Raw genomic sequence first — 25,189 nt, 5'->3', positions numbered from 1 at the left:
ACCTCACGCGTGGACCCGTCACGGGCGACCAGGCCCGCAGAGTCATCGCCCGGGTGCGGCAGATCTCCGACCGCCGGCTACGGACCCTCCGGTGAGCTACCCCACCGCAGCGCCGCAGAAGACGCGCAGGCACCTGATGGTCCCCGGAGAGATGTCGACCGTGCCCTCACGTCACAGCACCGAGGTGGTGCAGCGCTGGGTGATGTCGGTGTTGGCAGTCTCGATCATCTCCCACCTCGCGGGCGGCATGGTCTTCGCTGCCTACTACACCGACTCCCTCCCAGCGTCGTCGCGGATCGGGCTCCTCGTCATCGCCGGCGTCATGGGCTGCCTCGCCCTCGCCGCCGGCTTCGCGATCCACCGCAGGAGCCCCGTGACCCCCTGGCTCGTCTTCGGACTGGTTCCGTCCCTCGTGGGCGGCTACTTCTGCTTCGCTCGCTGACTCACCTGGGCTCATGCCGCAGGCCCCCCGCGGTCGTCACCCTCGGTAGGGGAGCTCCCGGACCTGTCCACCCTCGTTCTCCCAGACCGTGAGGCGGCGACCGTCCGACGCCACGGGGTGACCGTCGCTGATCGTGCCCGAGTGGGTGGATCCGCGTCGATACCGGTGGTCGCTGACCCGCTGGCCCCGCACCTGGGCAACAGGCAGCGCGATCCACTGGGTCTGCAGGCCCGGGAACCACGACTGAGGGCGCCCGAGGGACCACAACGTCGCCACGGTGGCGGCGTCCTCGACCCGGTGCGCTGTCCCGGTCATCTCGACCGACCAACCGGTCAGGTCATGGCGATCGACGTTGTCGACGCACAACAACACCTCGTGGCCGTCGGCGCGGCGTGCGAGCTCCCCGAAGGTCGGCGCGCGGAAGTACGCCGTGCCGTGGATCGCGTCGTAGGTCGTCGGCACGACTCGCGTGTACGTGGCCCCGGCGAACACCACGCGGCCGACGCCGTGAACTCCCACGAGCCTCCAGCACTCGTCGGCGCCGAGGTCGGTGAACGTGCGGGGTGTGTTGGCCTTGCTCGTCCTCATGCGGTCCTCCGTCTGGTGGCGTAGCTCCAGCCTGTGCCGATCTCGCACTCCTTGCCAGAGTCGACCGTCCCGACCGCAGGTGTCGAAGGCCTCTGCGGTTGTGGCGCATGAGCGCCGAGGCTGGGCTCACCAACAGCCGAGATCGGAAGAGGAACCCCATGAAGGTCGTCGTCGTGCACGAGTCCATGTTCGGGAACACGGCAGGTCTGGCCGCCGAGGTCAGCGTGGGCCTGGTCGCCGCCGGTGCGGAGGTCGTCTCGGGCGACGTGACAAGTATCCCGGGTCGACCGCTGCCGCCGTGCGACCTCGTGGTGCTGGGCGCTCCCACCCATGCGTTCACCCTGAGCCGACCGGCCTCTCGCACCGAGGCCGTGGCGAAGGGCGCCCAGCTCGACCGTGCGACCATGGGCCTGCGCGAGTGGTTGGCCGGGTTGCAGGTCGATGAGGACCAGGCCCGACTTCCGCGCGTCGCGCTCTTCGACACCCGGGTGTCGCGGGTCAGGCACCTTCCGGGGTCGGCTGCCCGAAGTGCCGCACGCATCCTCGGCGCGCGGGGCTTCACGGTGGTGGACCGCTCGAGCTTCTATGTCGACGGGATCTCTGGCCCGGTGCATCCAGGTGAGCGCGAGCGCGCCCGGGCCTGGGGCGAGACCCTGGTGGAGGTCCTTCGGGCGGACCTCGTCGCGGCTCGCTCCGAGTGACGACCGTCGGCGCCGCGTAGTGCGGCACTGAGGTCCGTCGTCCCGGGCTCCGAGGGCCTTCGCCTCTGCCCGTGCTCCGTGGAGCGGGCAAGCATCGACGGTATGAACAGCATCGGCACTGAGACCATCGTCGTCGGCATCGACGGCTCCGCGAACAGCGACGCCGCACTGGACTGGGCGGTCGACGCTGCATCTCTCCAGGGCCTTCGGCTCCACGTCTTCAGCGCCGGCGTACATGGGTCCCATGGTGATGACCCGGACGCCGGCTTCGTGGATGCCATGATCGCGCGAGAGGCACGCGCCGTGGCGGACAAGAACCTCGCTGCTGCGAAGCTGCGCGCCGCGGAGCGTTCTCCCGGACTCGTCGTCACCACGCACAGTGATCTCGAACCGGCGGCTCGGTCCCTGGTCGCGTACTCGTCGGACGCACACAGCATCGTGCTGGGGCGAAGTGGCCACAACGCGTGGACGGGGTCACTGCTCGGTGCGGTCGCCTCGAAGGTCGTGAGCCAGGCAGTGTGTCCCGTGGCCGTCGTCCGTGGGCCGACCCGGGCAACCTCGACCGCTCACGGGGTGGCAGTCGCCATCGACGGATCGTCGACGTCGAAGGTCGCCCTGGCCCATGCCTTCCACCACGCCTCGTTGAGGGGCGTCGACCTGCGTGTGATCCATGCTTCCTGGACCCGGGCGACGGTGAGCCGCACTCCGGATACCCGCGCTGACCAGGTCAACCAAGAGGCGATCCTGGTCTCGGAGGCGTTGGCTGGCTGGGCGGAGAGGTATCCGGACGTCAGTGTCGAGGTGAGCCTGCCTGTCGGTCCGACGGTCCTGGCAATCACCGGGGCGGCACGCGACGCGGAGCTCCTGGTGATGGGATGCCGCCGTCACGGCCTGCCCCGCGTCCTTCTCGGGTCGGTCAGCAGGGGAGTCCTGAAGCACGCCCCGTGCACCGTGCTCATCGTCCGCGAACGGGTGGAGCATCCCGGACCGACGGTGACCTTCGGCTCTGTCTCCGGGGCCTCGCTCGCCACACGCTGAGACCACATCCCAGAGAGGCAGGACCATGAGCACCACGACCTACCCCGTCCGCGTGGACGCGTCCCCGGAGCCGGGGCTCAGCCGTTGGCTCTGGCTCGTCAAGTGGTTTCTGATCATCCCGCACTACGTCGTCCTGGCGTTCCTGTGGCTGGCGTTCGCCGTGCTGAGCATCGTGGCGTTCTTCGCCATCGCGTTCACAGGGCGCTATCCGCGGGGCATCTTCGACTTCAACGTGGGAGTGCTGCGCTGGAGCTGGCGCGTGGCGTACTACGCGTACGGCGCCCTGGCCACGGATCGCTACCCGCCGTTCACCCTGGCTGACGTCCCTGAGTACCCCGCGCACCTCGAGATCGCCTACCCGGAGCGCCTGTCGCGCGGCCTGGTGCTGGTGAAGTGGTGGCTCCTGGCCCTTCCGCACTACGCGGTCGTCGGCATCTTCGTCGGTGGATCGGTCTACGTCGCCAACGAGGCGACGTCGGGGGAGCAGGCGCCGTGGATGTGGGGCGGTGGCCTGATCGGAGTCCTCGTGCTGGTCGCGGGCGTCGTCCTGCTCTTCACCGGGCGCTATCCGTCCTCGATCTTCGACCTGGTCCTCGGCCTGAACCGTTGGGTGCTGCGGGTCGCGGCGTACGCCGGTCTCATGACCGACGACTACCCGCCCTTCCGCCTGGACATGGGCGGAGCCGACCCGGGCTCGCCCGTCACCATCACGTCGTACGTCGCGTCGAGCCGGGCACCCGCGCCTGTCCGCCCGGCACCCGCCATTCCTCCGGCGCCGGCGAGCACCTGGTCGGCCGGTCGCGTGGTGACCATGGTCCTGGGCTGCCTCACCCTCGCAGCGGCCGGCGGGCTGCTGGCAGGAGGAGCGACCCTGGCCGTGCTCCAGGGGACCTTCCAGGACGACGACGGGTTCTACATGTCCGCGGACGAGGAGCTCACGACGGCGACGTACGCCCTCAGCTCGGTCAACCTCGAGACGAAGATCGACGACGGCGCAGGCTTCATCCCGGACCGGCTCCTCGGTGAGACCAGGGTGCGGGTGGCGGCCCTGGACGGGGCGCCCGTCTTCGTGGGGATCGGCCCCACGGACGAGGTGAGGGCCTACCTCGCGGACGTCGGTCACACGGTCGTCGTGGACTTCGACGCCGCCGACACCGGTGGCACTCCGGTCTACGAGGACTCGTCCGGCGGGGCTCCGGGGACGGCGCCCGCCGAGGCGCTCCGCTGGTCTGCCCAGTCCGCCGGAAGCGGGACCCAGGACCTGGTCTGGTCCGTCGACGACGGCGACTGGACGGTGGTCGTGATGAACGCCGACGGCAGCGCGAACGTGGCGGTCGACGTGTCGGTGGGCGCCGAGCTCCCGGCCATGTGGTGGGTCGTCGCGGCCCTGTCGATCCTCGGGGCATGCCTCCTGCTCCTGTCGGCTGTGCTGATCAGGGGCGCACTCAGGGTCACGGCGTCGGAGACGCCGTAGTGGTCGCCGCGCAGAGCTCCCGCACCGCCCGGGTGCCACAGCACACCCGCTGCTACCGGAACGGGGTGCTCGTCGACGAGGCGTTCGGCCTCGAAGCCGTGTCGGAGCACCTACGAGACTCGGGTGTCGTCTGGGTGGACCTGTGCCCGCCGGACCCGGTGGACCTGCAGAAGGTCGCGGACGAGCTGGGCCTGCACTCGCTCGCTGTGGCGGACGCGATGAGTGAACGACAACGACCGAAGTTCTCCCGCTACGACGGACACGACTTCCTCACCGTCTACGCGGTGCGCCTCGACGTGCGGTCAGGTGAGCTGCTCACCAGCGAGATCGCCGCCTTCATCACCGACAACGCCCTCGTCACCGTCCGCAAGGAGGACGCCTTCCCTCTCGACGAGCTCCTCGAGCGGTGGGACAGCAACGCCGACCTGACGGCGTACGGCGTGGGTGCGCTCGTGCACGGCCTGCTGGACCACGTGGTCGACGGGCACTTCGACGCCGTCCAGGGTCTCGACGACCAGATCGAGGACCTCGAGGACCTCCTCTTCGACGATCGACCCCACGACAGCGACGTCCAGAGACGCAGCTTCGAGCTCCGCAAGAGCCTGGTCCACCTGCGCCGGGTGGTGCTGCCGATGCGTGAGGTGCTCAACACGCTGATGCGCCGTGACGTCGGCCTGGTCCCGCACGAGATGACCCCCTACTTCCAGGACGTCTACGACCACGTCCTGCGGGCGACCGAGTGGACCGAGAGCCTGCGCGACCTGGTCGCCACCATCGTGGAGACCAACCTGACGATCCAGGGCAACCGTCTCAACATCATCACGAAGAAGGTGACGAGCTGGGCCGCGATCATCGCGGTGCCGACGGCCATCACGGGGTTCTACGGGCAGAACCTGCCCTACCCGGGCTTCGCCGCCGAGTCGGGCTTCATCGCCTCGTCGGCTCTCATCGTGAGTCTGTCCGGGGGTCTCTTCATCGCCTTCAAGCGCAAGGACTGGCTGTGACCTCAGGGCGAGGTCTCCGAGCGCACCTGGCGCCTCACGAATCCTCCGGAACAATGAGCAGCATCCCGCCGATGTCAGGAGAACAGATGAGCGGCAGTCCCAGCGCGCAGCAGGACACGGACCAGCCTCCCACCGACCCTGACCGCAGCGACGACGGTCGCTACTCCGCGAAAGGACGCCTGCGGTCGTCGTCCTACGAGACCGAGATGGAGCGCCTGCAGGAGCAGCTCGTGCTCCTGCAGTACTGGATCCAGTCCCAGGGCCTCAAGGTGCTGGTCATCTTCGAGGGCCGTGGGTCGGCGGGGAAGGGCGGAGTGATCAAGCGCATCACCGAGCGCACGAGCCCCCGCACGGTGCGGATCGTCGCGCTGCCCAAGCCCACAGATCGCGAGCGCACCCAGTGGTACTTCCAGCGCTACGTCGAGCACCTACCGGCCGCGGGCGAGATGGTCCTGTTCGACCGCAGCTGGTACAACCGCTCGAACGTCGAGTGGGTGATGGACTTCTGCACGGAGGACGAGCACCGGGAGTTCCTCCGCAGCTGTCCCGAGTTCGAGCGCATGCTGGTCCGGTCCGGCATCGTGGTGCTGAAGTACTGGTTCTCGGTCGGTGTCCAGGAGCAGCAGCGGCGCTTCGAGGCCCGCAATGCGGAGCCCCTCAAGCGTTGGAAGCTGTCCGACATGGACCTTGCCGAGCGCGAGCTGTACGTCAGGTACTCGATGGCGAAGGACACCACGTTCCAGCACACCGACATCAAGCAGGCGCCCTGGTACGTCGTCCCGTCGGACGACAAGCGGGCAGCACGGCTCAACTGCATCAGCCACCTGCTCGCCCAGTTCGACTACGAGGACGTCGCACCCGCTCGGGTGGAGCTGCCCGAGGTGATCGACGTGCCGTACGTCCGGCCGCCGATGGACGAACAGACCTTCGTGCCCCCGCTGTTCTGACGGCAGCCGCTAGGCTCGGGCGATGGCACGCAGCGTGTACGTGGCCGGTGTGGAAGCTTTCACCGGTAAGTCCGCGGTGGCGCTCGGAGTGCTGGAGCAGCTGTCGCGCCGTGTGGCGCGGGTGGCGGTGTTCAGGCCCGTGGTCCGTGCCGAGGCGTCGACGGGCGACGTCCACGACTACGTGCTCGACCTGCTCGTCTCGCACGACGCTGTCTCGTTGACGTACGACGAGTGCGCGGGCGTGAGCTACGACGAGGTGCACGCCGACCCTGACGGGGCGATGGACCGCATCGTCGCGCGATACCACGAGGTCGCGGAGCAGAGTGACGCCGTGGTCATCGTCGGGAGCGACTACACGGACGTCGGGGCGCCGGCGGAGTTCAGCTTCAACGCCCGGGTCGCTGCCAACCTCGGCGTGCCGGTCCTGCTCGTGCTCAACGGCCAGGGGCGCGGTGTCGACCAGCTGTGCACGGCGGCCGCGATGGCGCAGTCCGAGCTGGCCGCCCACCACGCGACGCTGTTCGCAGTCATCGCCAACCGGGTCGACCCCGCGGCCACCGACCGGACCGCGGCGGCACTGCGCCGCGACGGCGTGCCGGCCTTCGCCCTTCCCGAGCAGCCGCTCCTCAGCGCACCTTCGGTGGGTGACCTGATGGCGGCGTGCAACGGTCGCCTGGTGCGTGGCGACGAGAGTCAGCTGGCACGCGAGGTCCCCGGCCTCGTCGTCGCGGCGATGACCCTGCCCAACGTCCTGGACCGGCTCTTCGACGGTGCGCTCGTCGTCACCCCCGGCGACCGTCCCGAGGTGGTCCTCGGCGTCCTCACGGCCCACCAGTCGGCCAGCTTCCCGCAGATCTCCGGCATCGTCCTCAACGGCGGGATCGACCTGCCCGAGCAGGTGGGTCGACTGCTGGACGGGCTCGAGGTGGCGCTGCCCATGATCGCCACCGATCTCGGCACGCACGCCACCTCGACCGCGCTGACCAACCGCCGCGGCCGGCTGGACAAGGACTCGCCGCGAAAGATCGCGACGGCGTTGACCCTCTTCGCCGAGAACGTCGACGGCGAGGAGCTCCTGAACGGACTCGAGGTGGCTCGCACATCGGTCGTGACGCCGCTGATGTTCGAGCACCGGGTCCTCGACGAAGCCATCGCCGACCGCCGCCACATCGTCCTGCCGGAGGGAGAGGACGAGAGGATCCTGCGCGCCGCCGACATCCTCCTGCGCCGCAACGTCGCCGACCTGACGCTGCTCGGCGACCCCATGATCGTCCGCGCGAAGGCCGCCAACCTCGGCATCGACGTGTCCGCCGCCGGGCTCCTCAGCCCCTACGACGAGGAGATGCGCGAGCGGTTCGCACGGGAGTACCACCTGCGGCGCTCGCACAAGGGCATCGACCTCGAAGCCGCCCGGGACATCGTGGTCGACGTCTCCTACTTCGGCACGATGATGGTCGAGCTCGGCCTCGCCGACGGGATGGTGTCCGGCGCCGTGCACACCACTGCTCACACGATCCGCCCGGCGCTCGAGGTGATCCGCACGGTCCCCGAGGTGTCGGTGGTGTCGTCGGTGTTCTTCATGTGCCTGCGCGACCAGGTGCTCGTCTACGGCGACTGCGCGGTCAACCCCGACCCCACCGCCACGCAGCTGGCCGACATCGCCATCGCCTCGGCCCGCACCGCAGCCGCCTTCGGTGTCGAGCCGCGGATCGCGATGCTGTCGTACTCGACGGGCACCTCCGGCAGCGGCACCGACGTCGAGAAGGTCACCGAGGCGACAGCGTACGTCCGTGAGCGAGCGCCGGACCTGCTCGTCGAGGGACCCATCCAGTACGACGCTGCCATCGATGCCGCGGTCGCGCGCACCAAGTTGCCCGACTCGGCCGTGGCGGGGCGAGCCACGGTGTTCGTCTTCCCCGACCTCAACACGGGGAACAACACCTACAAAGCGGTGCAGCGCTCGGCTGGCGCCCTGGCCGTCGGCCCGGTGCTGCAGGGTCTCCGCAAGCCCGTCAACGACCTGTCGCGCGGCGCCCTGGTGCGCGACATCGTCAACACCGTGGCGATCACCGCGATCCAGGCACAGGCACAGTCGTGACGGACCGGGTGCTGGTCCTCAACGCGGGGTCGTCGTCGCTCAAGTACAGCCTTCTCGACGGCGGCTCCGGGGCTCCCGAGGCGTCCGGGTCGGTGGAGCGGATCGGAGAGGACAGTGGGATCCTCACGCACTCGGTCCGTGGCCAGACGCACACCGAGGAGCGCCGGGTCGCGGACTTCGAGGACGCGCTGCGCTCGGCCGTGGAGGCTTTCGAACGCCACGGGCCGGAGATCGGCCAGGACACCCTGACCGCGGTCGGGCACCGCGTCGTGCACGGCGGCGACATCTTCTCCGAGCCGGCCCTGGTCGACGATCGCCTGCTCGACACGGTCGAGGACCTCGTCCCGCTCGCGCCGCTGCACAACCCGGCCAACCTCGAGGGACTCCGGGTCGCGCTGCGCCTCTTCCCCCAGGTGCCGCAGGTCGCGGTCTTCGACACCGCCTTCCACCAGACGATGCCGGAGCACGCCTACACCTATGCCGTGCCTCTCGCCTGGCGCGACGAGCACCGGATCCGGCGCTACGGCTTCCACGGCACGTCGTACGCCTTCGTCACGCGTCGCGCGGCGGAGCTGCTCGGCCGCGCGGTCGAGGACACCAACCTCGTGGTACTGCACCTGGGCAACGGGGCGTCTGCAACCGCGATACGCAGGGGGCGGTCGGTCGACACCTCGATGGGGCTCACGCCGCTCGAGGGGCTCGTGATGGGCACCCGCTCCGGTGACCTCGATCCGGCGATCCACGGCCACCTGCACCGTGAGCTGGGCTCGTCCGTCGCCGACATCGACCGCGCGCTGTACCGCGAGTCGGGGCTGCTCGGCCTGGCCGGGGTCAACGACTTCCGCGAGGTGACCCAGCGACGGGCGGCGGGCGACGCGGCGGCCATGCTGGCGTTCGACGTCTACGCCTACCGCGTGCGCAAGTACGTCGGCGCCTACTACGCCGCGCTCGGCGAGCTGCACGCCGTGGTCTTCACTGGTGGCGTCGGCCAGCACAGCCCGGAGCTGAGAGCTGCGGCCCTCGGAGGGCTCGAGCGGCTCGGGATCGTCCTCGACCCAGGGCTGAACGACGCGCAGGCGCCTCACGCCCGCGTGGTCTCGGCCGACGGGTCCGACGTCTCGGTGCTCGTCGTGCCCACCGACGAGGAAGGGGAGATCGCCCGGCAGGCGATCGCCGTCGTGCGCAGGCTCGCACCGGACGAGGGGCAGGGCTAGGAGCGGAGCCGCCGCGGGACGCCCGTGTCGAGTTCGGGTGGCTCGGCAATGCGCACCTTGACGTCGACGCAGAAGAGCCCGTGGGCGTTGACGACCACGGGTTCGAGCGTGAGGGCCGCCACGTGAGGCACGTCGGCGGCCAGCTGACCCACGGACTTCACCAGTGCCTCGAGCGGGGCGATGTCCACCTCCGCGAGTCCGTGGTCGCCGACCATCTGCGGCCAGATCCTGAGGGCGCGCACCGCGCGGGCAGCGTCGGTCGCCTCGACGGGTGGCAGCAGCAGCACCTCCTCGGCCCAGCTGCCGGACGGTCCAGCCGCCCCGCCCCCGACCCTCACCAGCGGGCCGAGCTGCGGGTCGTGCACGAGGCCCACTGAGACGACGTGTCCGGGCACCACCGGTTGCACCAGGACGTCGACGCGGTCGTGCCCCAGCTCGTCGGCGAAGCGTCGCACTGCGTCGGCCACGTCGCTGCCGGTGCGCACGTCGACCCGCACCAGCCCGCGGTCGGACTTGTGCAGCACCGTCGGGTCGGCCACCTTGACCGCCACCGGGTAGCCGATCTCCGTCGCCACCGCCTCCGCCTCGTCGGGGCCGGCGGCGAGACGGCCGACGAGGTGGATGCCGTAGGGCGCCAACAGCTCGGACTGCGCGGAAGGCGCGAGCCACTCCGGCTGGCCGCTGCGCGCGGCGAGTCGCGAGCGCACCCAGGTGCGGGCATGGACACCGCGGGTGCCCAGCTCGACCTCCGGCTGTTCGGCCGGTACGCGTCGCCACGCGGCGTATCGCATGGCCCGACCCAACGCCCCGATCGCCGCATCGGTCGTGCGGTAGCCGGTGACGCCCGGGAGGCGCCGAGCCGCGTCGAACGCGGCCCCGGGGGTGACGAGGAGCAGCGGGACGCCGGCGCCCGAGGACCGCGCCCGGGCGACGGCGGAGAACAGGGCGTCGCGATCGGTGAGGCGGTTGGCGACCAGCAGGACCAGGACGGCATCGGCCTCGCCGGCTTCGAGAACGTCACGCAGCGCGACCGTGAGCTCGGCGGGGGTGACGTCGGCTCCGAGGTCTATCGGGTTGCGGACGTCGACTGCGCCCGGGACCGCCGCGCGCAGCGCCGCGCCCAGCTCGCCGGAGGTCGTGGAGACGACCATGCCCTGGAGGTCGGCACGGTCGGTGGTCAGCGCGCCCACGCCGCCTGTGTTGGAGACGATGCACACCCGGAACCCGCCCGGGAGCGGCTGCTCCACCAGCAGCAGTGCGGTCTCGGTCAGCTCGGCGCCCGTTCGGCAGGCGATCACCCCGGACTGGTCGAGCAGCGCGTCGACGCCCACGCCGATGGTGGACGCAGCGGTCGTGTCCTGACGGGCCCGGGACCGCCCCCCGACCACTGCCAGCAGCGGCTTCTGCTCGGCGAAGCGACGAGCGGTGCGAGCGAACTTGAGGGCGTTGCCGAACGACTCCAGGTAGAGGGCGCCGGCGGCGACTCCGTCGTCGTCCATCCAGGCGGCGAGCAGGTCGTTGCTGGACACGTCGACCTTGTCGCCCAGGGAGACGAAGGACTGCACGCCGAGACCCACGTCGCGGGCGAGGTCGAGGAGCGCGAAGCCCATGCCGCCTGACTGGGAGGCGACCGCCAGCCCGCCGACCTCGGGCACGTCGTGCAGCAGTGTGGCGTTGAGGCCCTCACCGTTGTCGAGGACGCCTTGGGAGTTGGGACCGACGAGGCGGAGGCTGTGCGCGCGGGCGATTGCCAGCAGCTCCCGTCGACGCTCGTCGCTCCCGGTCCCTGAGAAGCCGGACGAGATCACGATCGCGGCGCCCGCGCGGTTCGCGGCGGCGTCGCGGAGCACGTCGGCGACCCCGTCGGCAGGAACGGCGACCACGACCAAGTCGACCGGCTCGTCGAGGTCGCCGAGGCTTCGGCTGGTCGGGAGGCCGTCGATCGACTCTGCCTCGGGGTGGATCACGTAGAGCGTTCCGGCGTAGGACGAGCTGCGGATCGCGTCGAGCACGCCGTGGCCGAAGCCGCCCGCGGAGCGGCGTACGCCGACGACCGCCACGCTGGTCGGGTGGAGCAGCGGGCGGAGCGACCGCGCCGCGGCACGCCACTCGCGTCGGTCGGCGGCCTCCACGGCCTCGCGGGAGGCATCCGTGCGCAGCGCGACCTCCACCTCGCCGGCCACCGTCGTGCGGGTGGTCGCGAAGCCGGCCGCGCGGAAGACGTGGAGCATGCCGTAGTTGTCGCCGAGGACCTCGGCCTCGAAGCGGCTGACGCCGTAGCGCCGGCCGAGTGCGGCGAGGTGCTCCAGCAGCAGGCTGCCGAGGCCGCGGCCGCGGTCCTCATCGGCGACCAGGAAGGCGACCTCGGCACTGTCGGGGGAGAGCACCTCGGCTGTCGCCAGGCCAGCGATGCGGCCGCGGACGAGCGCCACCAGGGCGGCCGAGGAGGTGTTGTCGGGGGAGAAGAGGTGGTCGACGTAGCGACGACCGGTCTCCCGGCTGGGCGAGAAGAATCGCAGCCGGAGCGTGTCCACCGAGACGGACTCGTGCAGCCCGAGGACCGCGGCACGGTCTTCCTCGACAAGGGAGCGGATCACTGCGACCGTGCCGTCGGCGAGGAGCACGTCGACCGGTTCGGCGCTCCATTCCCGCGCGACGGCGGAAGGGGCACCGTCAGCAGTCACTCGACCAACGTGCCAGAGCCGACGTCGGCGTGCCAGTGTCCTGCGCTCACGGGGCCTCCCGAGCCGCCTGCGGCGTCAGGCCCGCCGGCGTTGCGCGGGGACACGGGTGCTCCGCCCGCCCTCGCTGCGGGGGGTGGTGGCGTTCAGGAGCGCGTGGAGGGGCGCGTCACTGAGCCACGCCGCGTGGGTGCGGTGGCACTGCCCGTCCTCGTGGGGGCACCGGGGGCCACAGGCCAGGTCGTACGTCGTCGTCCGGGTGCCGGGCAGCGTCGAGACCGTGCCGGGCACATAGAGCTCGGGGTCCTGCCCGAACGACTCGATCAGGTCCTGTGCGACCGCGGTCGCTTCCGGGCTGGTGCTGGCGTCGTGCGGCGCGCTGCTCACTGCTGCATCTCCTCGTGGGTCGGTGGTGCCGACCCGAGTCAGCACTCGTCCTTTACCCGACCCAGCGGACGGTAAACACCCGTTCACCCAGGAAGTGCAGATTTCAAGCAGCGGGGGATCAGTCGGGCAGGTCGATCCTGAGGAACCGTGGGCGGTAGCGGGTCGGGTCGTCGAGCCCGTCGCCGACGGCTGGGATCAGGATGTCCGCCTTCTCGGGGTCGCGCTGCCATCCGTCGCCGTCCCAGTAGGCGCACTGGCGCCGCTCGTCGCCCTCACAGACACCTGGGCACTGCCGCCGCCGCGGCCCGACGTCTCCCGTGGACGGCGCTGCTCACGCTCGGGCTGGCGCGGCGGGAGCGCGCCAGGGGTGGAGCGCTCAGCCTTCGCTGTCGTACTCGATGCGCACGCTCGAGCACGAGCTCGGCTCGACGTTCTTCGAGCGGCACGGACGGGGTGTGCGGCTCACCGCGTCGGGCGACGCCCTCGTCGGTCCAGCCCGGCGGGCCGTCCGGTCGTTCGCCGTCGCGGCGAGTGCCGTCTTCGAGACCCGCCACCCCGTCGTCTGCGTCCACCCCGAGACGGGCGAGCGGTCACTCGTCCTCGGCAACTTCGTGAAGTCCTTCGACGGCCTCAACAGCTCGGAGTCGTCCGCGCTCTACCACCTGCTGCAGAACCGCATCACGCGGCTGGAGAACACCATCCGGTGGACCTGGCAGCACGGCGACGTCGCGATGTGGGACAACCGGGCCACCCAGCACTACGCCGTCGCGGACTTCGGGTCGGAGCCCCGCGAGATGCGCCGGATCACCGTCGCCGGGGACGTCCCGGTCTCGATCGACGGCGGGGTCAGCGAGGTCATCTCCGGCGACGCCGAGGCCTACTCGCGGCTCGACGAGCTCATCAGCTGACCTGCCGACGGCCTGGCCACGAGCGTGTGGTCAGGCCTCGCCGGTCTCCGGGGTCCACCGCACCACGAGGAGCGCGACGTCGTCCTCGGGCTGCTCGCCGATCATCCGCTCGAGCAGCTGGTCGCAGAGCTCGTCGAGGTCCTGGGTGGCGGGCGAGAGCTCGCGCAGCACCTCGGTGAGGGCGACAATGCCCTCCTCGACGTCGCGGTCGCGCCGCTCGACGAGTCCGTCGGTGTAGAAGACCAAAGTGGCGTGGGGCTCGAGGAAGGCGACCTGCTCGACACGTCGGGTGTGCGGGTCGAGGCCGAGCAGCAGGTCGTTGTCCTCGACGTCAGCGAGCCGGGTGACCTCGCCGTTCGGCCGGATGAGCAGCGCGGGCGGATGCCCGGCATGCGCCCAGCGCAGCACGACCTGCTCACCCAGCTCGGCACCGGGGCGCGGGTGGTGCTCGAGACGTGCCACGACGGCGGTGGCCGTGGTCTCGAGACGCAGCGTGTCCATCACCTCGTCGACGCCAGACAGGACGGCAGCGGGGGCGTAGCCACTGTGTACAGCGATCCCGCGCAGGAGGCCGCGGACCTGCCCCATCGCGGCAGCCGCCTCCACATCGTGGCCGACGACGTCACCGACCACGACCACCACGTCGCGGCCGCCGGGGCCGCGGCTCTGCTGGAGGAACGCGTCGTACCAGTCACCGCCGATGCGGGCGACGTCGCTGGCGGGGGAGTAGCGCGTGACGATCTGCAGGTGGTCGGGCTGCGGTGGGTCGGTGAGCATGCTCCGCTGCAGTGCCTCCGAGACATTTCGCTGTGCCTCGTAGAGACGAGCGTTGTCCAGTGCCAGCGCAGCTCTGGCGCCGATGTCCTCGAGCAGGGCGACGTCGTCCGCGTTCATGGCGCGGCGGCCGGCACCGCGGAAGACGGTCACGACCCCGACGGTCCGGCCCCGTGCGACCAGCGACACCGCCGCGCCCGACTGCGGGTCGAGCTCCAGCAGCCGGTCGCGGGCGGCTCCCTCGCGGAGCACGGCGGCGACCTGGTCGGCCGCGTCGGACTCCATCAGGGTCGAGGTCATCTCGCGGATGGTCCACGCCAGGTAGGACTCGTCGGTCATCGCCCGCAGGCGGAGGGCGGAGTACTCCCGCACGGTCTCGTGCATCGCCGGGTCGACGTGTGCCCAGCCGACGTCCTCGAGCCCGCGACGCCAGTCGGAGGCGTGCGGGTCGGCGACGAGCGTGACCAGGCACCAGTCCGCGAGGTCAGGGACGAGGAGGCCGGCCAGCCGGCGCACGAGCTCGAGCGGGTCCAGGGTGCTGGTGAGTCCCTCGGAGACGGCAGCGAGGAGGGCAAGCCTCCGCGCCGACCGGGCGAGTGCGTCCTGGGCCTCGCGGCGGTCGGTGATGTCGAGGAAGTAGACGGCGAGGCCTTCGGGCACGGGCCAGGCGCGCACCTCGTACCAGGCGTCGAGGGGCGGCGGGTAGTAGGCCTCGAAGGTCACCGGACGACCCGTTGTCACGGCCTCGCGGTAGTTCACCTCGAAGGCGCTGCCGACGGCGGCGGGGAAGGCCGACCAGATCGACTCGCCCGCGAGCTGTTCGCGGCCGGCGCCGAGCAGCCGCTCCGCCTCGGAGTTGACGTAGGTGAACTTCCAGTCGGAGTCGAGCTGGTAGAAGGCCGACGACATCGACTCGAGCACGCGGCCGAGCCGGGCCTCGCCCTCGCGCACCTCGCTGGTGTCGTACGCGGCACCCACGAGGCGTACGGCGGGCCCATCTGGGCGGTCGGAGAAGGCTCGACCGCGCGCCTCGATCCAGCGGACCCCGCCACCGGGCAGGACCACGCGGTACTCGGCGGCGTAGTCACCGCACCGGGTGATCGCTCGCTCGATCGCCCCGTTCACCCGCGGCAGGTCGTCGGGGTGCACGCACTCGTTGAACGCCTCGATGGAGCCTCCGAACGTGGACTCGTCGAGACCGAAGAGCTCGAGCAGCCGGTCGTCGAACCTCAGCCGGCCACTGACCAGGTCCCAGACGAAGGCACCGACCCCGGCCGCGTCGATGGCGAGGCGCAGTGCGACGCGGTCGCTCTCCTCGTCCAGGGCGGCGGACATCTCGGTGGGCTCCCTCTGCGACGGCACGCCGACGCTTGTCGCGGAGCCGATCTCGGACACGGGCGCTCCTCCAACAGCCAACCAGGGGCAGCCCGCAATCGAGGCCCTGCGCGCAGGGTGTCACAGAGCGGGGCCGCCCGCCTCCCGAACGCCGAAAGGTCCAGTCAGGTGTCTCACCCTTGGGGATGGGCGGCCGGCGGGAGGTCGTCCTGACGCCCGGGGGGCGCCGCGAACGGCTCGGCAGAAAGGTGCGCGACCTGCTCGCGGCACCACACCGAGACCGCCCGCGTGCCGTCCAGCACCCCGGTGCGGAACTCGGCCCACGGCTCCCAGCTGACCTCCTCGACCTCGGTCCGGTCCGGCGCGACGCGGCCGGCGACCCGGCCGATGAAGACGGGGCACATCTCGTTCTCGACGACCCCGTCCTGCTCGGCGCGGTAGCGGAAGGTCGGGACGGCGAGCCGGAGGTCGGCGACGTCCACGTCGAGCTCCTGCCGCACCCGTCGTCGTACGCCGTCCGCGAGGGCCTCGCCCGGGGCGGGATGGCCGCAGCAGCTGTTGGTCCACACGCCCGGGAAGGTCCGCTTGCCCAGTGCGCGCCGGGTGACGAGGAACCGCCCGTCGTCGTCGAAGAGGTAGAGGGAGAAGGCGAGGTGCAAGGGGGTGTCGGCGTGGTGGACCGCGGCCTTGTCGGCCGTGCCGACCGCGCGGCCCTGCTCGTCGAGGAGCACGACGAGCTCGTGGAGGGTCGTGCTCATGCGGGGTCCCCGCAGCGTTGTTCGGGGGAGCGCAGCGGAGGAGAAGAAGGTCGTGGGGTGCTCATGCGGTGCCTCCGGCGGGTCGGGCGAGCTGGTTGACGGCGGCGCTGAACAGCCACGGCAGGCGGGTCGCGACCGGCACGAGCACGCGGCGTACGGGCGGGTGCGCGGTGGCGCGGAGGAGGGCGTGGGTGAGCAGCTCGTGGCGCAGCCCGAGCCGTCGCGCCCGGGCGTCGTAGTGCTCGGGCCGGTCGGCGACCAGGCAGTCGACGGCCGCGCGTGCCTGGGCCAGCCCGAGCGCGATGCCCTCGCCGGTCAGCGCGTCGACGTAGCCCGCGGCATCGCCGACGAGCAGGACGCGGCCCGCGGTGCGGGTGCGGGCCCGCTGACGGAGGGGGCCCGCGCCCAGCACGCGACTCCGGGTGCCGGTGAGCCGCTCCCCGAGCACGGGGAAGTCGGCGAGCAGGTCCTCGAACCGCGACCCCGCCTCGCCGAGCACGGCGACGCCCACCAGGTCGTCGGCGACGGGCGTGACGTAGGCCTCGGCGCGCGGTGACCAGTGCACCTCGACGTACGACGTCCACGGCGCCTGCTCGACGTGGCACCGCAGCCCGAACCGGCGTCGGGAGCGGGCAGGGGCGGGGGCGTCGAGGTCGAGCAGCCGACGGACCGGCGAGTGCAGCCCATCTGCGGCGAGGAGGTAGCGGGCGGGTTCACCGTCGACGAGCACCCGGTCGTCGAGCTGGCGCACGTCCTGCACCGCCCGCTGCTCGACGGGGATGCCGGCGGCTGCGACCGCCGCCGCGAGGGCGTCGTGGAGCGTGGTCCGGCGTACGCCGCGTCCCGGACCGGCGGCGAAGCGGGCCGTCGCGCCGACGCCGCGTCCGGCCGAGTCGAGGTAGTGGATGCCGGTGAGCGCGCGTCCGGGCGGGTGCACGCCGAGGTCGGCCAGCTCCGCGACGGCACCGGGCATCAACCCCTCGCCGCACGCCTTGTCGATCGGGCCGTCCCGCGGCTCGCGGACCACGACGGAGAGCCCGGCGCGGTGCGCGTGGAGGGCCGACGCCAGGCCCACCGGTCCGCCGCCGGCGACGACCAGGTCACGCATCGGCGTGCTCGGCTGGTCCGGAGACGGGCGGCAACGTGGCGAGCGCGACGTTCTCGGTCCGGATGCGTACGGCGAGGAGGCCGGCGTTGAGCACCGTGAAGACCACGGCCGTGATCCACGCGGCGTGCACGAGCGGGAGGGCCACGCCCTCGACGACGACGGCGACGTAGTTGGGGTGGCGGAGGAAGCGGTAGGGGCCGGACGAGACCGGGGCCAGACCCGGGACGACGATGACGCGGGTGTTCCACCGGCGGCCGAGGGTCGCGATGCACCACCAGCGCAGGGCTTGCGAGGCGACCACCAGCGTCAGCATCGACCAGGCGAGGAGCGAAGGGACGTCCGGTCGGCGCAGCCAGGCCTCGGCGAGCGCCCCGACGAGCAGCGCGGTGTGCAGCACGACCATGAAGGGGAAGTGGCCGAGCCCGCTCTCGACGCCGCCGCGCTCGCGGCTCCAGGCCGCGTTGCGGGTGGACACGACGAGCTCCGCAACCCGCTCCAGCCCGACCAGGGCGACGAGGACGGTGAAGGCGAGCAGCGTGGTCACGACTCGGCCCTCAGCAGCACGACCTCGGAGCAGAAGCCCGGTCCCATGGCGAGCAGGACGCCGTGGCTGCCGGGCTCGGGCGGGCGTTGCGCGAGGGTGTCCTCCAGGACGTGCAGGACCGAGACCGACGACAGGTTGCCGACCCGTGCGAGCGACTCCCACGTGAGCTGCAGGGCCTCGCGCGGCACCTCCAGCGCCGCCTCCAGGGCCTCGATGACCTTGGGGCCGCCGGGGTGGCAGACCCACCAGCCGATGTCGTCGCGGGTGAGCCCGTGGTCGGCGAGGAAGGCGTCGACGTCGTCGCGGATGAAGCGCTCGACCAGCGTCGGCACCTCGGCGTCGAGGACGATGCGCAGCCCGGAGCCCGCCACGTCGAAGCCCATCGTGCGCTCGCTGTCCGGGTAGAGCCGGCTGCGCGAGTCGAGCACCCGCACCGTGCCCCCGTGACGCGCGTCGCCGACGGCGACGACGGCCGAGGCACCGTCGCCGAAGAGGCCGCTGGCGACGAGGTTCGGCACCGAGGTGTCGTCGCGCTGCAGGGTCAATGAGCACAGCTCCACCGCGACGAGGACGGCGGTGTGGTCGGGGTGGCCGAGGAGGTAGTCGTGCACGCGGGCGATCCCGGCGGCGCCGGCCACGCAGCCCAGGCCGACCAGCGGCATCCGGCGTACGTCCTCGCGCAGCCCGACGACCCCGGCGATGCGGGCGTCCAGCGACGGCACCGCGAGCCCGGTGACGGTGGCGGTCACGATGAGGTCGACGTCGGACGGCGTGAGGTCGGCGGCCTTGAGCGCGTCAACGAGCGCCTGCGCGCCGAGCTCGACGGCGTGCTCGATGAACAGGTCGTTGGCGTGGCCGAAGTCGCCCAGCGTCGCGTAGTCGGCCAGCGGCAGCACCGTGTGCCGCCGCTCGACGCCGGAGTTGCGGTGGAACCGCCGCAGCAGCGCGTGGTCGAGGCTGCGCTCGGAGATCACGGAGGCGAAGGCCTCGGTGATCTCGGCCTGGGGGTAGGAGTGCTCGGGGAGGGCGCCGCGGGCGGCCAGGATCCTCATGCGGATGTCCTTGCGGGTCGGAGTCGGGGGAGCGGGACGAGGCTGCGGGTCAGCCCGGCCACCAGGTGACGGTCGATGCGGCCGTCGCCGAGGCCGATCTCGACGAGGGCGTCGAAGACGTGGCGGTCGCGGCCGGCGGCGCGGATCCCGGCGTCGACGATGCGCGGGGACTGCGCGAGCCGGGAGGCCACCCAGGTGTGGCGCAGGTGCGAGCCGAGGAGCGTACGCACCACGCGGCGGTGGCGGGCGCCGGCGGCCTCGGGGCGTCGGAGGGCGACCGCGCGGGCGGCGGTGCGCCCGGCGGCGATCCCGGTGGCGACGGCGTAGTAGATGCCCTCGCCGGTCATCGGGTTCACCAGCCCGGCGGCGTCGCCGACGAGGAGGACCGGTCCGTCGGGCTGCTCCCAGCGCCAGCTGCTCAGCGGCAGGTGGTGGCCGCGCCAGTCGCTGCCGGTGCTGGCGGCCCCGGGCACGAGCTGCTCGAGCTGGTCGAGGAGGAGCCGGCGGCTGGGTGGCCTGGCACCGGAGGTCCCGTCGGGCAGCAGCTCGCCGTAGCCGACGTTGGCGAGGCCGTCGCCGCGGTCGAAGGCCCAGGCGTACGACGGCAGCGCGCGGTCGCCGTAGCGGATGACCTGGCGGCCGCGGATCTCGTCGGTGACGGGCGCATAGCCGCGGATGGCGATGGCCCGGCGCTCGCGGCGGCGGCCGAGGAGTGCCTGCCGCACGAGGGACTGGGCACCGTCGGCGCCGACCACGACCTGGGCGCGGAGCTCGCCGGAGAGGAGCGGGCCAGAGCCGTCGACGGTGAGCGAGGTGACCCGGTGCCGGCGCAGCACGGCGCCCGCGGCGACGGCGTGCTCGACGAGGCGCGCGTCGAAGACCCGGCGCGGCACGACGTACGCATCGCGCCGCATCGGCCCCGCGACCGCGACGTCGCCGTGCGCGAGCTCCAGGTCGCGTACGGGCGACCAGTCGTCGACGACGTCGGCGGCGCTGACCTCGGCGAGGGCGTCGACGACGTGCGGGGCGATGCCGTCGCCGCAGGACTTGTCGCGGGGGAAGTCGCTGCGGTCGAGCAGCAGGACGCGCAGCGACGGGTCCTCGGTCAGGGCGCCGAGGGCGGCGCTGGCCCCGGCGGGGCCGGCCCCGACGACGACGAGGTCCCAGGTCTCGGTGGTCATCGGGCCACCACCAGCAGTGCCGCGTCGACCAGGGCGATGCCGATGGCCGCGACGAACGGACGACGTCCACTGCCCGCAACCACGACCAGCGCAAGCGCCAGGACGACGGCTGCCGACGGCACCACCACGAGGGTCGCGGGCGCTGCGCCGACGAGCACGACAACGGTGGCGGCCACGAGCACGGTCGCGGCGATCGGAGCGATGCGGCGTGGGCCGAGCACGTGCGGAAGGCCGCGTACGCCGGTCGAGGCGTCGTCGTCGAGGTCGGGCAGCACGTTGAGCAGGTGCGCGCCGACGCCGAGCAGCGCGGCCCCGACCGGCCACCACCACGGCGGCCGTGCCTCATCGGCCAGGGCGACGAAGACGGTCAGCAACCCGAAGGCGACGGCGTACGGCACCCACGACCACACGGTCGACTTGAGCCGGAGGTTGTAGGCCCAGGCCGCCGCCACGCAGGTGAGGTGCACGAGACCGGCGGCGACGCCGCAGGCCAGCGACAGGGCCACGCAGCAGACGACAGCGACGGCGCAGCACGCCTGCACCATCCGCACCGGGACGGCGCCCGTCGCGAGCGGCTTGTCGGAGCGTCCGGCCGAACGGTCGCGGCCCTGGTCGATGAGGTCGTTGCTCCAGCCCACCGTGAGCTGGCCCGTGAGCACAGCTGCGACCACCAGCGCGGCGCGGCCGGCGGGCAGGTCCTGGGCGACGGCGAGCAGTCCGGCGAGGACGGTCACCGCGAGAGCGGGTCCCGCGTGCGCGGCGCGAACCAGCCCGTCGATGCCCCCTCGGACGGGACGGGTGGCGGGCGAGGCTGTGGAGCTCATCAGTCCCCTCCTGCGTCGCGCGGCGTCGGTCGCCGTCCCGGGTGGTGCGTCGAACCTATCCAGTGCCCCGTCAGCCGCCCTTCACACGACGAGCCGCCAGCATCCGGCGTCGTCGCGACGGACCAGCCCGCGCTCCGCGAAGGCCTCGAGCCATCCGAGCATCGGCGTGGTGCCCCAGCGCCTCCGGTAGATCTCGGCGTTGCGGACGATGTCCTCGACGTGCTCCACCGGCGGTCGCGACACCGGGTGCCACTGGTGGAACGCGCGCGCCGCGCCCACCCAGCCCAGGTCGAGCCCCGCATCGACGACCAGGCGGGCGAAGTCGGTGTCCTCGCCGCCGTAGCCGACGTACGACTCGCAAAATCCCCCGGTGCGTTGCCAGGCGTCGACCGTGCAGGCGAAGGACAGGGACCAGAACAGGTCGGGGTCCGCCCCGCGGATGCGCGCGCCGATGGCGGGCGCCGGCCGCGCAGGGTGCGGGGAGTCGAGGGTGCGCAAGGACCGTACGTCGTAGCCGCCGGCGGACGGTGGGTCGAGGTAGGTCACCGGACCGGACCACACGGTGCCCGGCTCGTCGCGCACCACGTCGGCGTACGACTCCACGAGGCTGGGGTCGGCGAGGCAGTCGACATCGAGGAAGACCAGCACGTCGGCACCCCTGTCGACGGCCTCCTGTGCTCCGCGGTTGCGCGCGGCTGCGATCGGGAGGCCGAGCGGGTGTCCGGCGACGGATGCGCTGCACCAGTCGGCTCGAGCCACGACCGGGTCGTCGACCGCGACGACGACGTGGTGGTCGGGTGGCACGGCCGAGGCGGCGAGCGAGGCTCGCTGCCGGGCGAGGTGGTCGTGCCGGCCGTGGACGACGGTCACCACTGCGGTGCTCATGCCGCGCACTCGGCGTCGACGACGCCGGCGACCACCTGGGTGATCCGGGTCGGCGCCCCGCCGTCGCACCACTCGGACCAGCCCTCGCCGTCGAGGAAGAGTGCCTCGTGGAGCAGGTCGCGCCAGCCGGTGGTGGGCACGGCGTCCACCACGACTGCCGGCCACCCGTCGTTGAGCGCCGCTGCGGTGACGTGCTGCTCGTGGAACGGCCGGGTTGCCGGCACCACGATCGCGGGCAGCCGCAGCGAGGCGACCTCGGCGAGGGAGTTCTGGCCCGGGTGGAGCACCGCGACGTCGGCGGTCGCCAGCACGGCGGCGGGGTCGCGGTGCCAGGTGCCGAGCGTGCGACTCAGCACCGTCCAGTCCCAGTCGGGGGTCTGCTCCTGCGCCCGAGTGATGCTCGCGCGGGTGAAGCCGTCACCGCCGGTCCCGGCGAGCAGCACGGCGTGCGGTCGCCGACCGGGCGTACGGCTTCGGCCCGGTGCCACCCCGAAGCGGGAGACGGCCCCGACGGCGTGCACGCGGTCGCTGGTGTCCGCGTCGAGCCCGGGAAGGAGGCGGTGGGTCAGGCCGGCCGGCCAGGCGCCGACGACCACGGACGCGGAGCCGAAGCCCAGTCGGTGGGCAGCGTCCGTACGCCGTCCGGGTGCGGTGAGCGCCACCACCGGGATGCCGTGGAGCCGAGCCAGCAGGCACACCTCCACGGACTGGTCGACGACCATCGCCGTGGGCGCGTGCTCCTCGATCCACGCCGCGATCGTCGACATCCGTCCGCGCAGGCCGGGGTCGCCGATCGGGACCCAGTGCAGGAGGCCCTGCGCCGTGACGTCCGCCGCGTCGTAGCCCGGCGCTCCGTCGTCGCGTGGGAGCTGCACCCACGGGCCGGTCCACGACTCCGGGCGGGGGAGTGAGGAGATGCCGGTCACGACGTCCGGCAGGTGCGGCGCGACGGTCATCGCCCGGTGGAGGTGGCCGTTGCCGTGGTGGTGGACGTAGTAGCCGATCACGCGGCGAGCCGGCGATCGAGCAGCTGGTGGTAGAGGTCCTCGTAGCGGTCGACCATCCGACCGAGCGAGAGCTCCGCGACGGCGTGCCCGCGACAGCGCGCGCGGTCGAGCTCCAGCGCCTCGCCGATCGCCCGGGCCAACCCGTCGACGTCGCCGGCGTCGGCCAGTCGGCCCGTGTCGGTCGTGAGCACCTCGGGCAGGCCACCGCGGGCGTAGGCCGCGACCGGAGTCCCGCACGACAGTGCTTCGGCGGCGACCAGGCCGTAGGGCTCGTCCCACGCGGGGGTGACGACCACGACGCCCGCCTGACCCACCAGCGCCGCGAGCTCCGACTGCGGGAGGTGTCCGGCGTACGTCGCGCCCGGACCGAGCAGCGGCTCGACCGACTCCCGGAAGTAGTCGCGGTCGAGGGTCGGCCCCGCCAGCACGATCGGGATGCCGGCCCGGCGGGCGGCGAGGACGGCGTGGTGCGGCGCCTTCTCCTCCACGATCCGGCCGGACCACACGGCACTCGGGCCGCCGGGACCGGCGGGCCATTGATCCACGTCGACACCGTTGAGGACCACCGTGCTCTCGGTGATCGGTGCCCACGCCGCAGCGGTGTGCCGCGAGACGGCGGCGAACGAGCTGCTGCCGCCATCCATCTGCACCGCCGACTCCAGCCACCACAGCGGAGGGGTGTGCAGGGTGGTGAGGACCGGCATCGGCAGCGAGCGCGCCATCGCCACCGGGAGGTAGTGGAGGCTGTTGTTGTGGAGGACGTCGAACTCCACGCCCTCGTGCCCGCTCAGCTGGAGCATGAGCGACAGGTAGGCGTGGTGCTCCGCGACCTCGACGTACGGAGGCGCGCCGACGTCGTGGCGACCGGGACGCTCGGGCATCACGTCGACGGCCAGCTCGGTCACGCCGAGACCGGGGTCGGAGCCGGGGGCGGCGAAGACCGCGACCTCGTGGCCACGCCGGACGAGCTCACTGGCCAGGTGCCACGTCATCGACTCCAGTCCGCCGGTGAAGGGCTCGGAGATCGGGAAGCGACAGTTGGCGACCAGGCAGATCCGCAGTCGCTCGCCCGGCAGCCGCACGCTCATCCGCTCACCTCGCGGTAGAGGTCCTCGTGGGCCTGGGCGACCAGGTGTTGCTGCTCGGTGCGCTCCTCGACGGTGGCGCCGAGGTGGGGGCGCTCGGTCCGGGCGTGCACGACGGCGTCGCGCAGCGAGTCGGCGTCGAAGTCGTCGCCGTTGTTGGTGTAGTCGAGGATCGGCCCCTGGTCGGCGTAGTAGCCACAGCTCGGGGCGAGCACCGTCGTCTGCAGGTCACGGCACGCCTCGAGCCAGCCCGAGTGGGTGCCGAACGTGTACGGCAGTACCGACAGGTCGAGCGACGCCAGGTAGGACCAGAGGTCGTCATCCGAGAAGTAGTCGTGCACGGCCAGCTCGAGCCTCCCGGCGGCCGCCTCCCGTCGCAGCCAGGCGGCCAGCTCCGCGTCCCGCCGGGCGCCGTCGGCGTCGAGGATGTCGCGGTGGCAGTTGACCTGCAGCACGGTGTCGTCAAGACCGGCGACCGTCTCCACAAGCGTGGGCAGGATCCGCATCGGGTCCATGTTGGCGCGCAGGCTCTTGAGGTGCAGGCCGACGCGGAACGGCCGGAGGCGCGACCCGGGTCGCACCGCCAGGGCCCGCGACATGGTCGGCAGGTCGACCACGTGCGGGTGCGGGACGACCATCGCCGTCCGGTCCCAGCGCGCCTCGATCTCGCGCGCCGCACCGGGAGTCAGGGTCACCAGCGCATCAGCGGCGCGTACGAGCACGTCGAGCTGCTCGTCGTGCAGCCGACGGTCGTCGTGGTGTGGGTTGCGGAGGTCGTGAACGGTGAAGACGAACGGCTTGCCCCGCCCGCGCAGGACGCGGGTCAGCCGGTCCAGCCGCTCGGGCGGGCAGGCGTCGAAACCGAAGTGCAGGTGGAACACGTCGAACTCGGCCGTGCGCGCCCACTCCGGGTCGAGCATGACCGGCGGCCACCACGTCGCCCCGGCCGGCCGGTCCGGCCGGTTCGGGTCGGGGTCGGGCAGCCGGACGGCTCCGTGCCCGGCGAGTGGCGCGAGGTGCCGGACGTACACGTGACCGGACGGCACCGACGCGATGGTCAGGGGTGGAGCGGCGAGATGCTTCGGGGACTGGACGACCGACATGGTGCGACGTACCCGGATCCTGCGACTTCACCGCCGCCGCCACCCGCGCGG

At 72.2% G+C, this 25,189-nt stretch carries 23 protein-coding genes; 9 read left to right on the top strand and 14 right to left on the bottom strand.

What is annotated here, in order from left to right:
• The first annotated feature begins 91 nt into the window (after positions 1 to 91).
• On the top strand, positions 92 to 442 hold the full coding sequence (locus EUA94_RS04595) for a hypothetical protein (protein WP_129425122.1): 351 nt from the start codon (positions 92 to 94) through the stop codon (positions 440 to 442).
• Between the two features lie 36 nt (positions 443 to 478).
• Here the strand turns inward: EUA94_RS04595 and EUA94_RS04590 are convergent, their stop codons facing one another.
• Complete coding sequence (locus EUA94_RS04590; protein ID WP_129425120.1) at positions 479 to 1,030, bottom strand: pyridoxamine 5'-phosphate oxidase family protein; 552 nt, start codon at positions 1,028 to 1,030, stop codon at positions 479 to 481.
• Positions 1,031 to 1,188: 158 nt separating this feature from the next.
• Between EUA94_RS04590 and EUA94_RS04585 the strand changes: the two genes are divergently transcribed.
• From EUA94_RS04585 to EUA94_RS04555, 7 genes are all read left to right on the top strand, one after another.
• Positions 1,189 to 1,731, top strand: coding sequence for a flavodoxin family protein (locus tag EUA94_RS04585; protein ID WP_129425118.1), 543 nt, complete (start codon positions 1,189 to 1,191; stop codon positions 1,729 to 1,731).
• 102 nt (positions 1,732 to 1,833) lie between these two features.
• Positions 1,834 to 2,769: a universal stress protein gene (locus tag EUA94_RS04580; protein ID WP_129425116.1), complete on the top strand. Its 936-nt coding sequence runs from the start codon at positions 1,834 to 1,836 to the stop codon at positions 2,767 to 2,769.
• Positions 2,770 to 2,794: 25 nt separating this feature from the next.
• On the top strand, positions 2,795 to 4,243 hold the full coding sequence (locus EUA94_RS04575) for a DUF4389 domain-containing protein (protein WP_129425114.1): 1,449 nt from the start codon (positions 2,795 to 2,797) through the stop codon (positions 4,241 to 4,243).
• A gap of 32 nt (positions 4,244 to 4,275) precedes the next feature.
• Positions 4,276 to 5,247, top strand: a complete 972-nt coding sequence (locus tag EUA94_RS04570; RefSeq protein WP_242494670.1) for a magnesium transporter CorA family protein — start codon at positions 4,276 to 4,278, stop codon at positions 5,245 to 5,247.
• 86 nt (positions 5,248 to 5,333) lie between these two features.
• Positions 5,334 to 6,194, top strand: coding sequence for a polyphosphate kinase 2 (ppk2, locus tag EUA94_RS04565; RefSeq protein WP_129425110.1), 861 nt, complete (start codon positions 5,334 to 5,336; stop codon positions 6,192 to 6,194).
• 22 nt (positions 6,195 to 6,216) lie between these two features.
• Positions 6,217 to 8,292 (top strand): phosphate acetyltransferase, encoded by a 2,076-nt coding sequence (gene pta / locus EUA94_RS04560; RefSeq protein ID WP_129425108.1) that lies wholly within the window; start codon positions 6,217 to 6,219, stop codon positions 8,290 to 8,292.
• On the top strand, positions 8,289 to 9,506 hold the full coding sequence (locus tag EUA94_RS04555; protein WP_129425106.1) for an acetate/propionate family kinase: 1,218 nt from the start codon (positions 8,289 to 8,291) through the stop codon (positions 9,504 to 9,506). The genes pta and EUA94_RS04555 overlap by 4 nt, the downstream gene beginning before the upstream one ends.
• On the opposite strand, the gene EUA94_RS04550 is transcribed toward EUA94_RS04555, so the two are convergent.
• Positions 9,503 to 12,190: a bifunctional acetate--CoA ligase family protein/GNAT family N-acetyltransferase gene (locus tag EUA94_RS04550; RefSeq protein ID WP_129425104.1), complete on the bottom strand. Its 2,688-nt coding sequence runs from the start codon at positions 12,188 to 12,190 to the stop codon at positions 9,503 to 9,505. The genes EUA94_RS04555 and EUA94_RS04550 overlap by 4 nt on opposite strands.
• A 75-nt stretch (positions 12,191 to 12,265) precedes the next feature.
• Positions 12,266 to 12,574 (bottom strand): hypothetical protein, encoded by a 309-nt coding sequence (locus EUA94_RS04545; RefSeq protein ID WP_129425102.1) that lies wholly within the window; start codon positions 12,572 to 12,574, stop codon positions 12,266 to 12,268.
• 317 nt (positions 12,575 to 12,891) lie between these two features.
• Between EUA94_RS04545 and EUA94_RS22870 the strand changes: the two genes are divergently transcribed.
• Positions 12,892 to 13,482, top strand: coding sequence for a TauD/TfdA family dioxygenase (locus EUA94_RS22870; RefSeq protein ID WP_277986078.1), 591 nt, complete (start codon positions 12,892 to 12,894; stop codon positions 13,480 to 13,482).
• A 30-nt stretch (positions 13,483 to 13,512) separates the two neighbouring features.
• On the opposite strand, the gene EUA94_RS04535 is transcribed toward EUA94_RS22870, so the two are convergent.
• The 11 genes from EUA94_RS04535 to EUA94_RS04485 form a co-directional block, all read right to left on the bottom strand.
• The gene (locus EUA94_RS04535; RefSeq protein ID WP_207210392.1) at positions 13,513 to 15,651 is read right to left on the bottom strand and encodes a SpoIIE family protein phosphatase; all 2,139 of its coding nucleotides are present in this window, start codon (positions 15,649 to 15,651) and stop codon (positions 13,513 to 13,515) included.
• A gap of 113 nt (positions 15,652 to 15,764) precedes the next feature.
• Positions 15,765 to 16,349, bottom strand: coding sequence for an isopentenyl-diphosphate Delta-isomerase (gene idi / locus EUA94_RS04530; protein WP_129425101.1), 585 nt, complete (start codon positions 16,347 to 16,349; stop codon positions 15,765 to 15,767).
• A 61-nt stretch (positions 16,350 to 16,410) separates the two neighbouring features.
• Complete coding sequence (locus EUA94_RS04525; protein ID WP_129425099.1) at positions 16,411 to 17,457, bottom strand: NAD(P)/FAD-dependent oxidoreductase; 1,047 nt, start codon at positions 17,455 to 17,457, stop codon at positions 16,411 to 16,413.
• Entirely contained in the window at positions 17,450 to 18,001 is a 552-nt protein-coding gene (locus EUA94_RS04520) for an isoprenylcysteine carboxyl methyltransferase family protein (RefSeq protein WP_242494669.1), read from the bottom strand. The genes EUA94_RS04525 and EUA94_RS04520 overlap by 8 nt, the downstream gene beginning before the upstream one ends.
• Complete coding sequence (locus tag EUA94_RS04515) at positions 17,998 to 19,053, bottom strand: type III polyketide synthase (RefSeq protein ID WP_129425097.1); 1,056 nt, start codon at positions 19,051 to 19,053, stop codon at positions 17,998 to 18,000. Before EUA94_RS04515 ends, EUA94_RS04520 begins: the two co-directional genes overlap by 4 nt.
• Positions 19,050 to 20,234 (bottom strand): NAD(P)/FAD-dependent oxidoreductase, encoded by a 1,185-nt coding sequence (locus EUA94_RS04510; RefSeq protein ID WP_129425095.1) that lies wholly within the window; start codon positions 20,232 to 20,234, stop codon positions 19,050 to 19,052. The genes EUA94_RS04515 and EUA94_RS04510 overlap by 4 nt, the downstream gene beginning before the upstream one ends.
• Entirely contained in the window at positions 20,231 to 21,058 is an 828-nt protein-coding gene (locus EUA94_RS04505; RefSeq protein WP_129425093.1) for a UbiA family prenyltransferase, read from the bottom strand. The genes EUA94_RS04510 and EUA94_RS04505 overlap by 4 nt, the downstream gene beginning before the upstream one ends.
• Positions 21,059 to 21,139: 81 nt before the next feature.
• Positions 21,140 to 21,943 (bottom strand): glycosyltransferase family 2 protein, encoded by an 804-nt coding sequence (locus tag EUA94_RS04500; RefSeq protein ID WP_129425091.1) that lies wholly within the window; start codon positions 21,941 to 21,943, stop codon positions 21,140 to 21,142.
• On the bottom strand, positions 21,940 to 22,950 hold the full coding sequence (locus EUA94_RS04495) for a glycosyltransferase family 28 protein (RefSeq protein ID WP_129425089.1): 1,011 nt from the start codon (positions 22,948 to 22,950) through the stop codon (positions 21,940 to 21,942). The genes EUA94_RS04500 and EUA94_RS04495 overlap by 4 nt, the downstream gene beginning before the upstream one ends.
• Positions 22,947 to 24,038, bottom strand: a complete 1,092-nt coding sequence (locus EUA94_RS04490) for a glycosyltransferase family 4 protein (protein WP_129425087.1) — start codon at positions 24,036 to 24,038, stop codon at positions 22,947 to 22,949. Before EUA94_RS04490 ends, EUA94_RS04495 begins: the two co-directional genes overlap by 4 nt.
• Positions 24,035 to 25,138 (bottom strand): glycosyltransferase family protein, encoded by a 1,104-nt coding sequence (locus EUA94_RS04485; protein WP_129425085.1) that lies wholly within the window; start codon positions 25,136 to 25,138, stop codon positions 24,035 to 24,037. Before EUA94_RS04485 ends, EUA94_RS04490 begins: the two co-directional genes overlap by 4 nt.
• Between the last annotated feature and the right edge of the window lie 51 nt (positions 25,139 to 25,189).

This window comes from Nocardioides zhouii (genome assembly GCF_004137345.1).
In the GTDB taxonomy this organism is placed as follows: Bacteria; Actinomycetota; Actinomycetes; order Propionibacteriales; family Nocardioidaceae; genus Nocardioides; species Nocardioides zhouii.
Note: the sequence above shows the minus strand (reverse complement) of the source record. Positions and strands in the feature narration are given on the sequence as shown.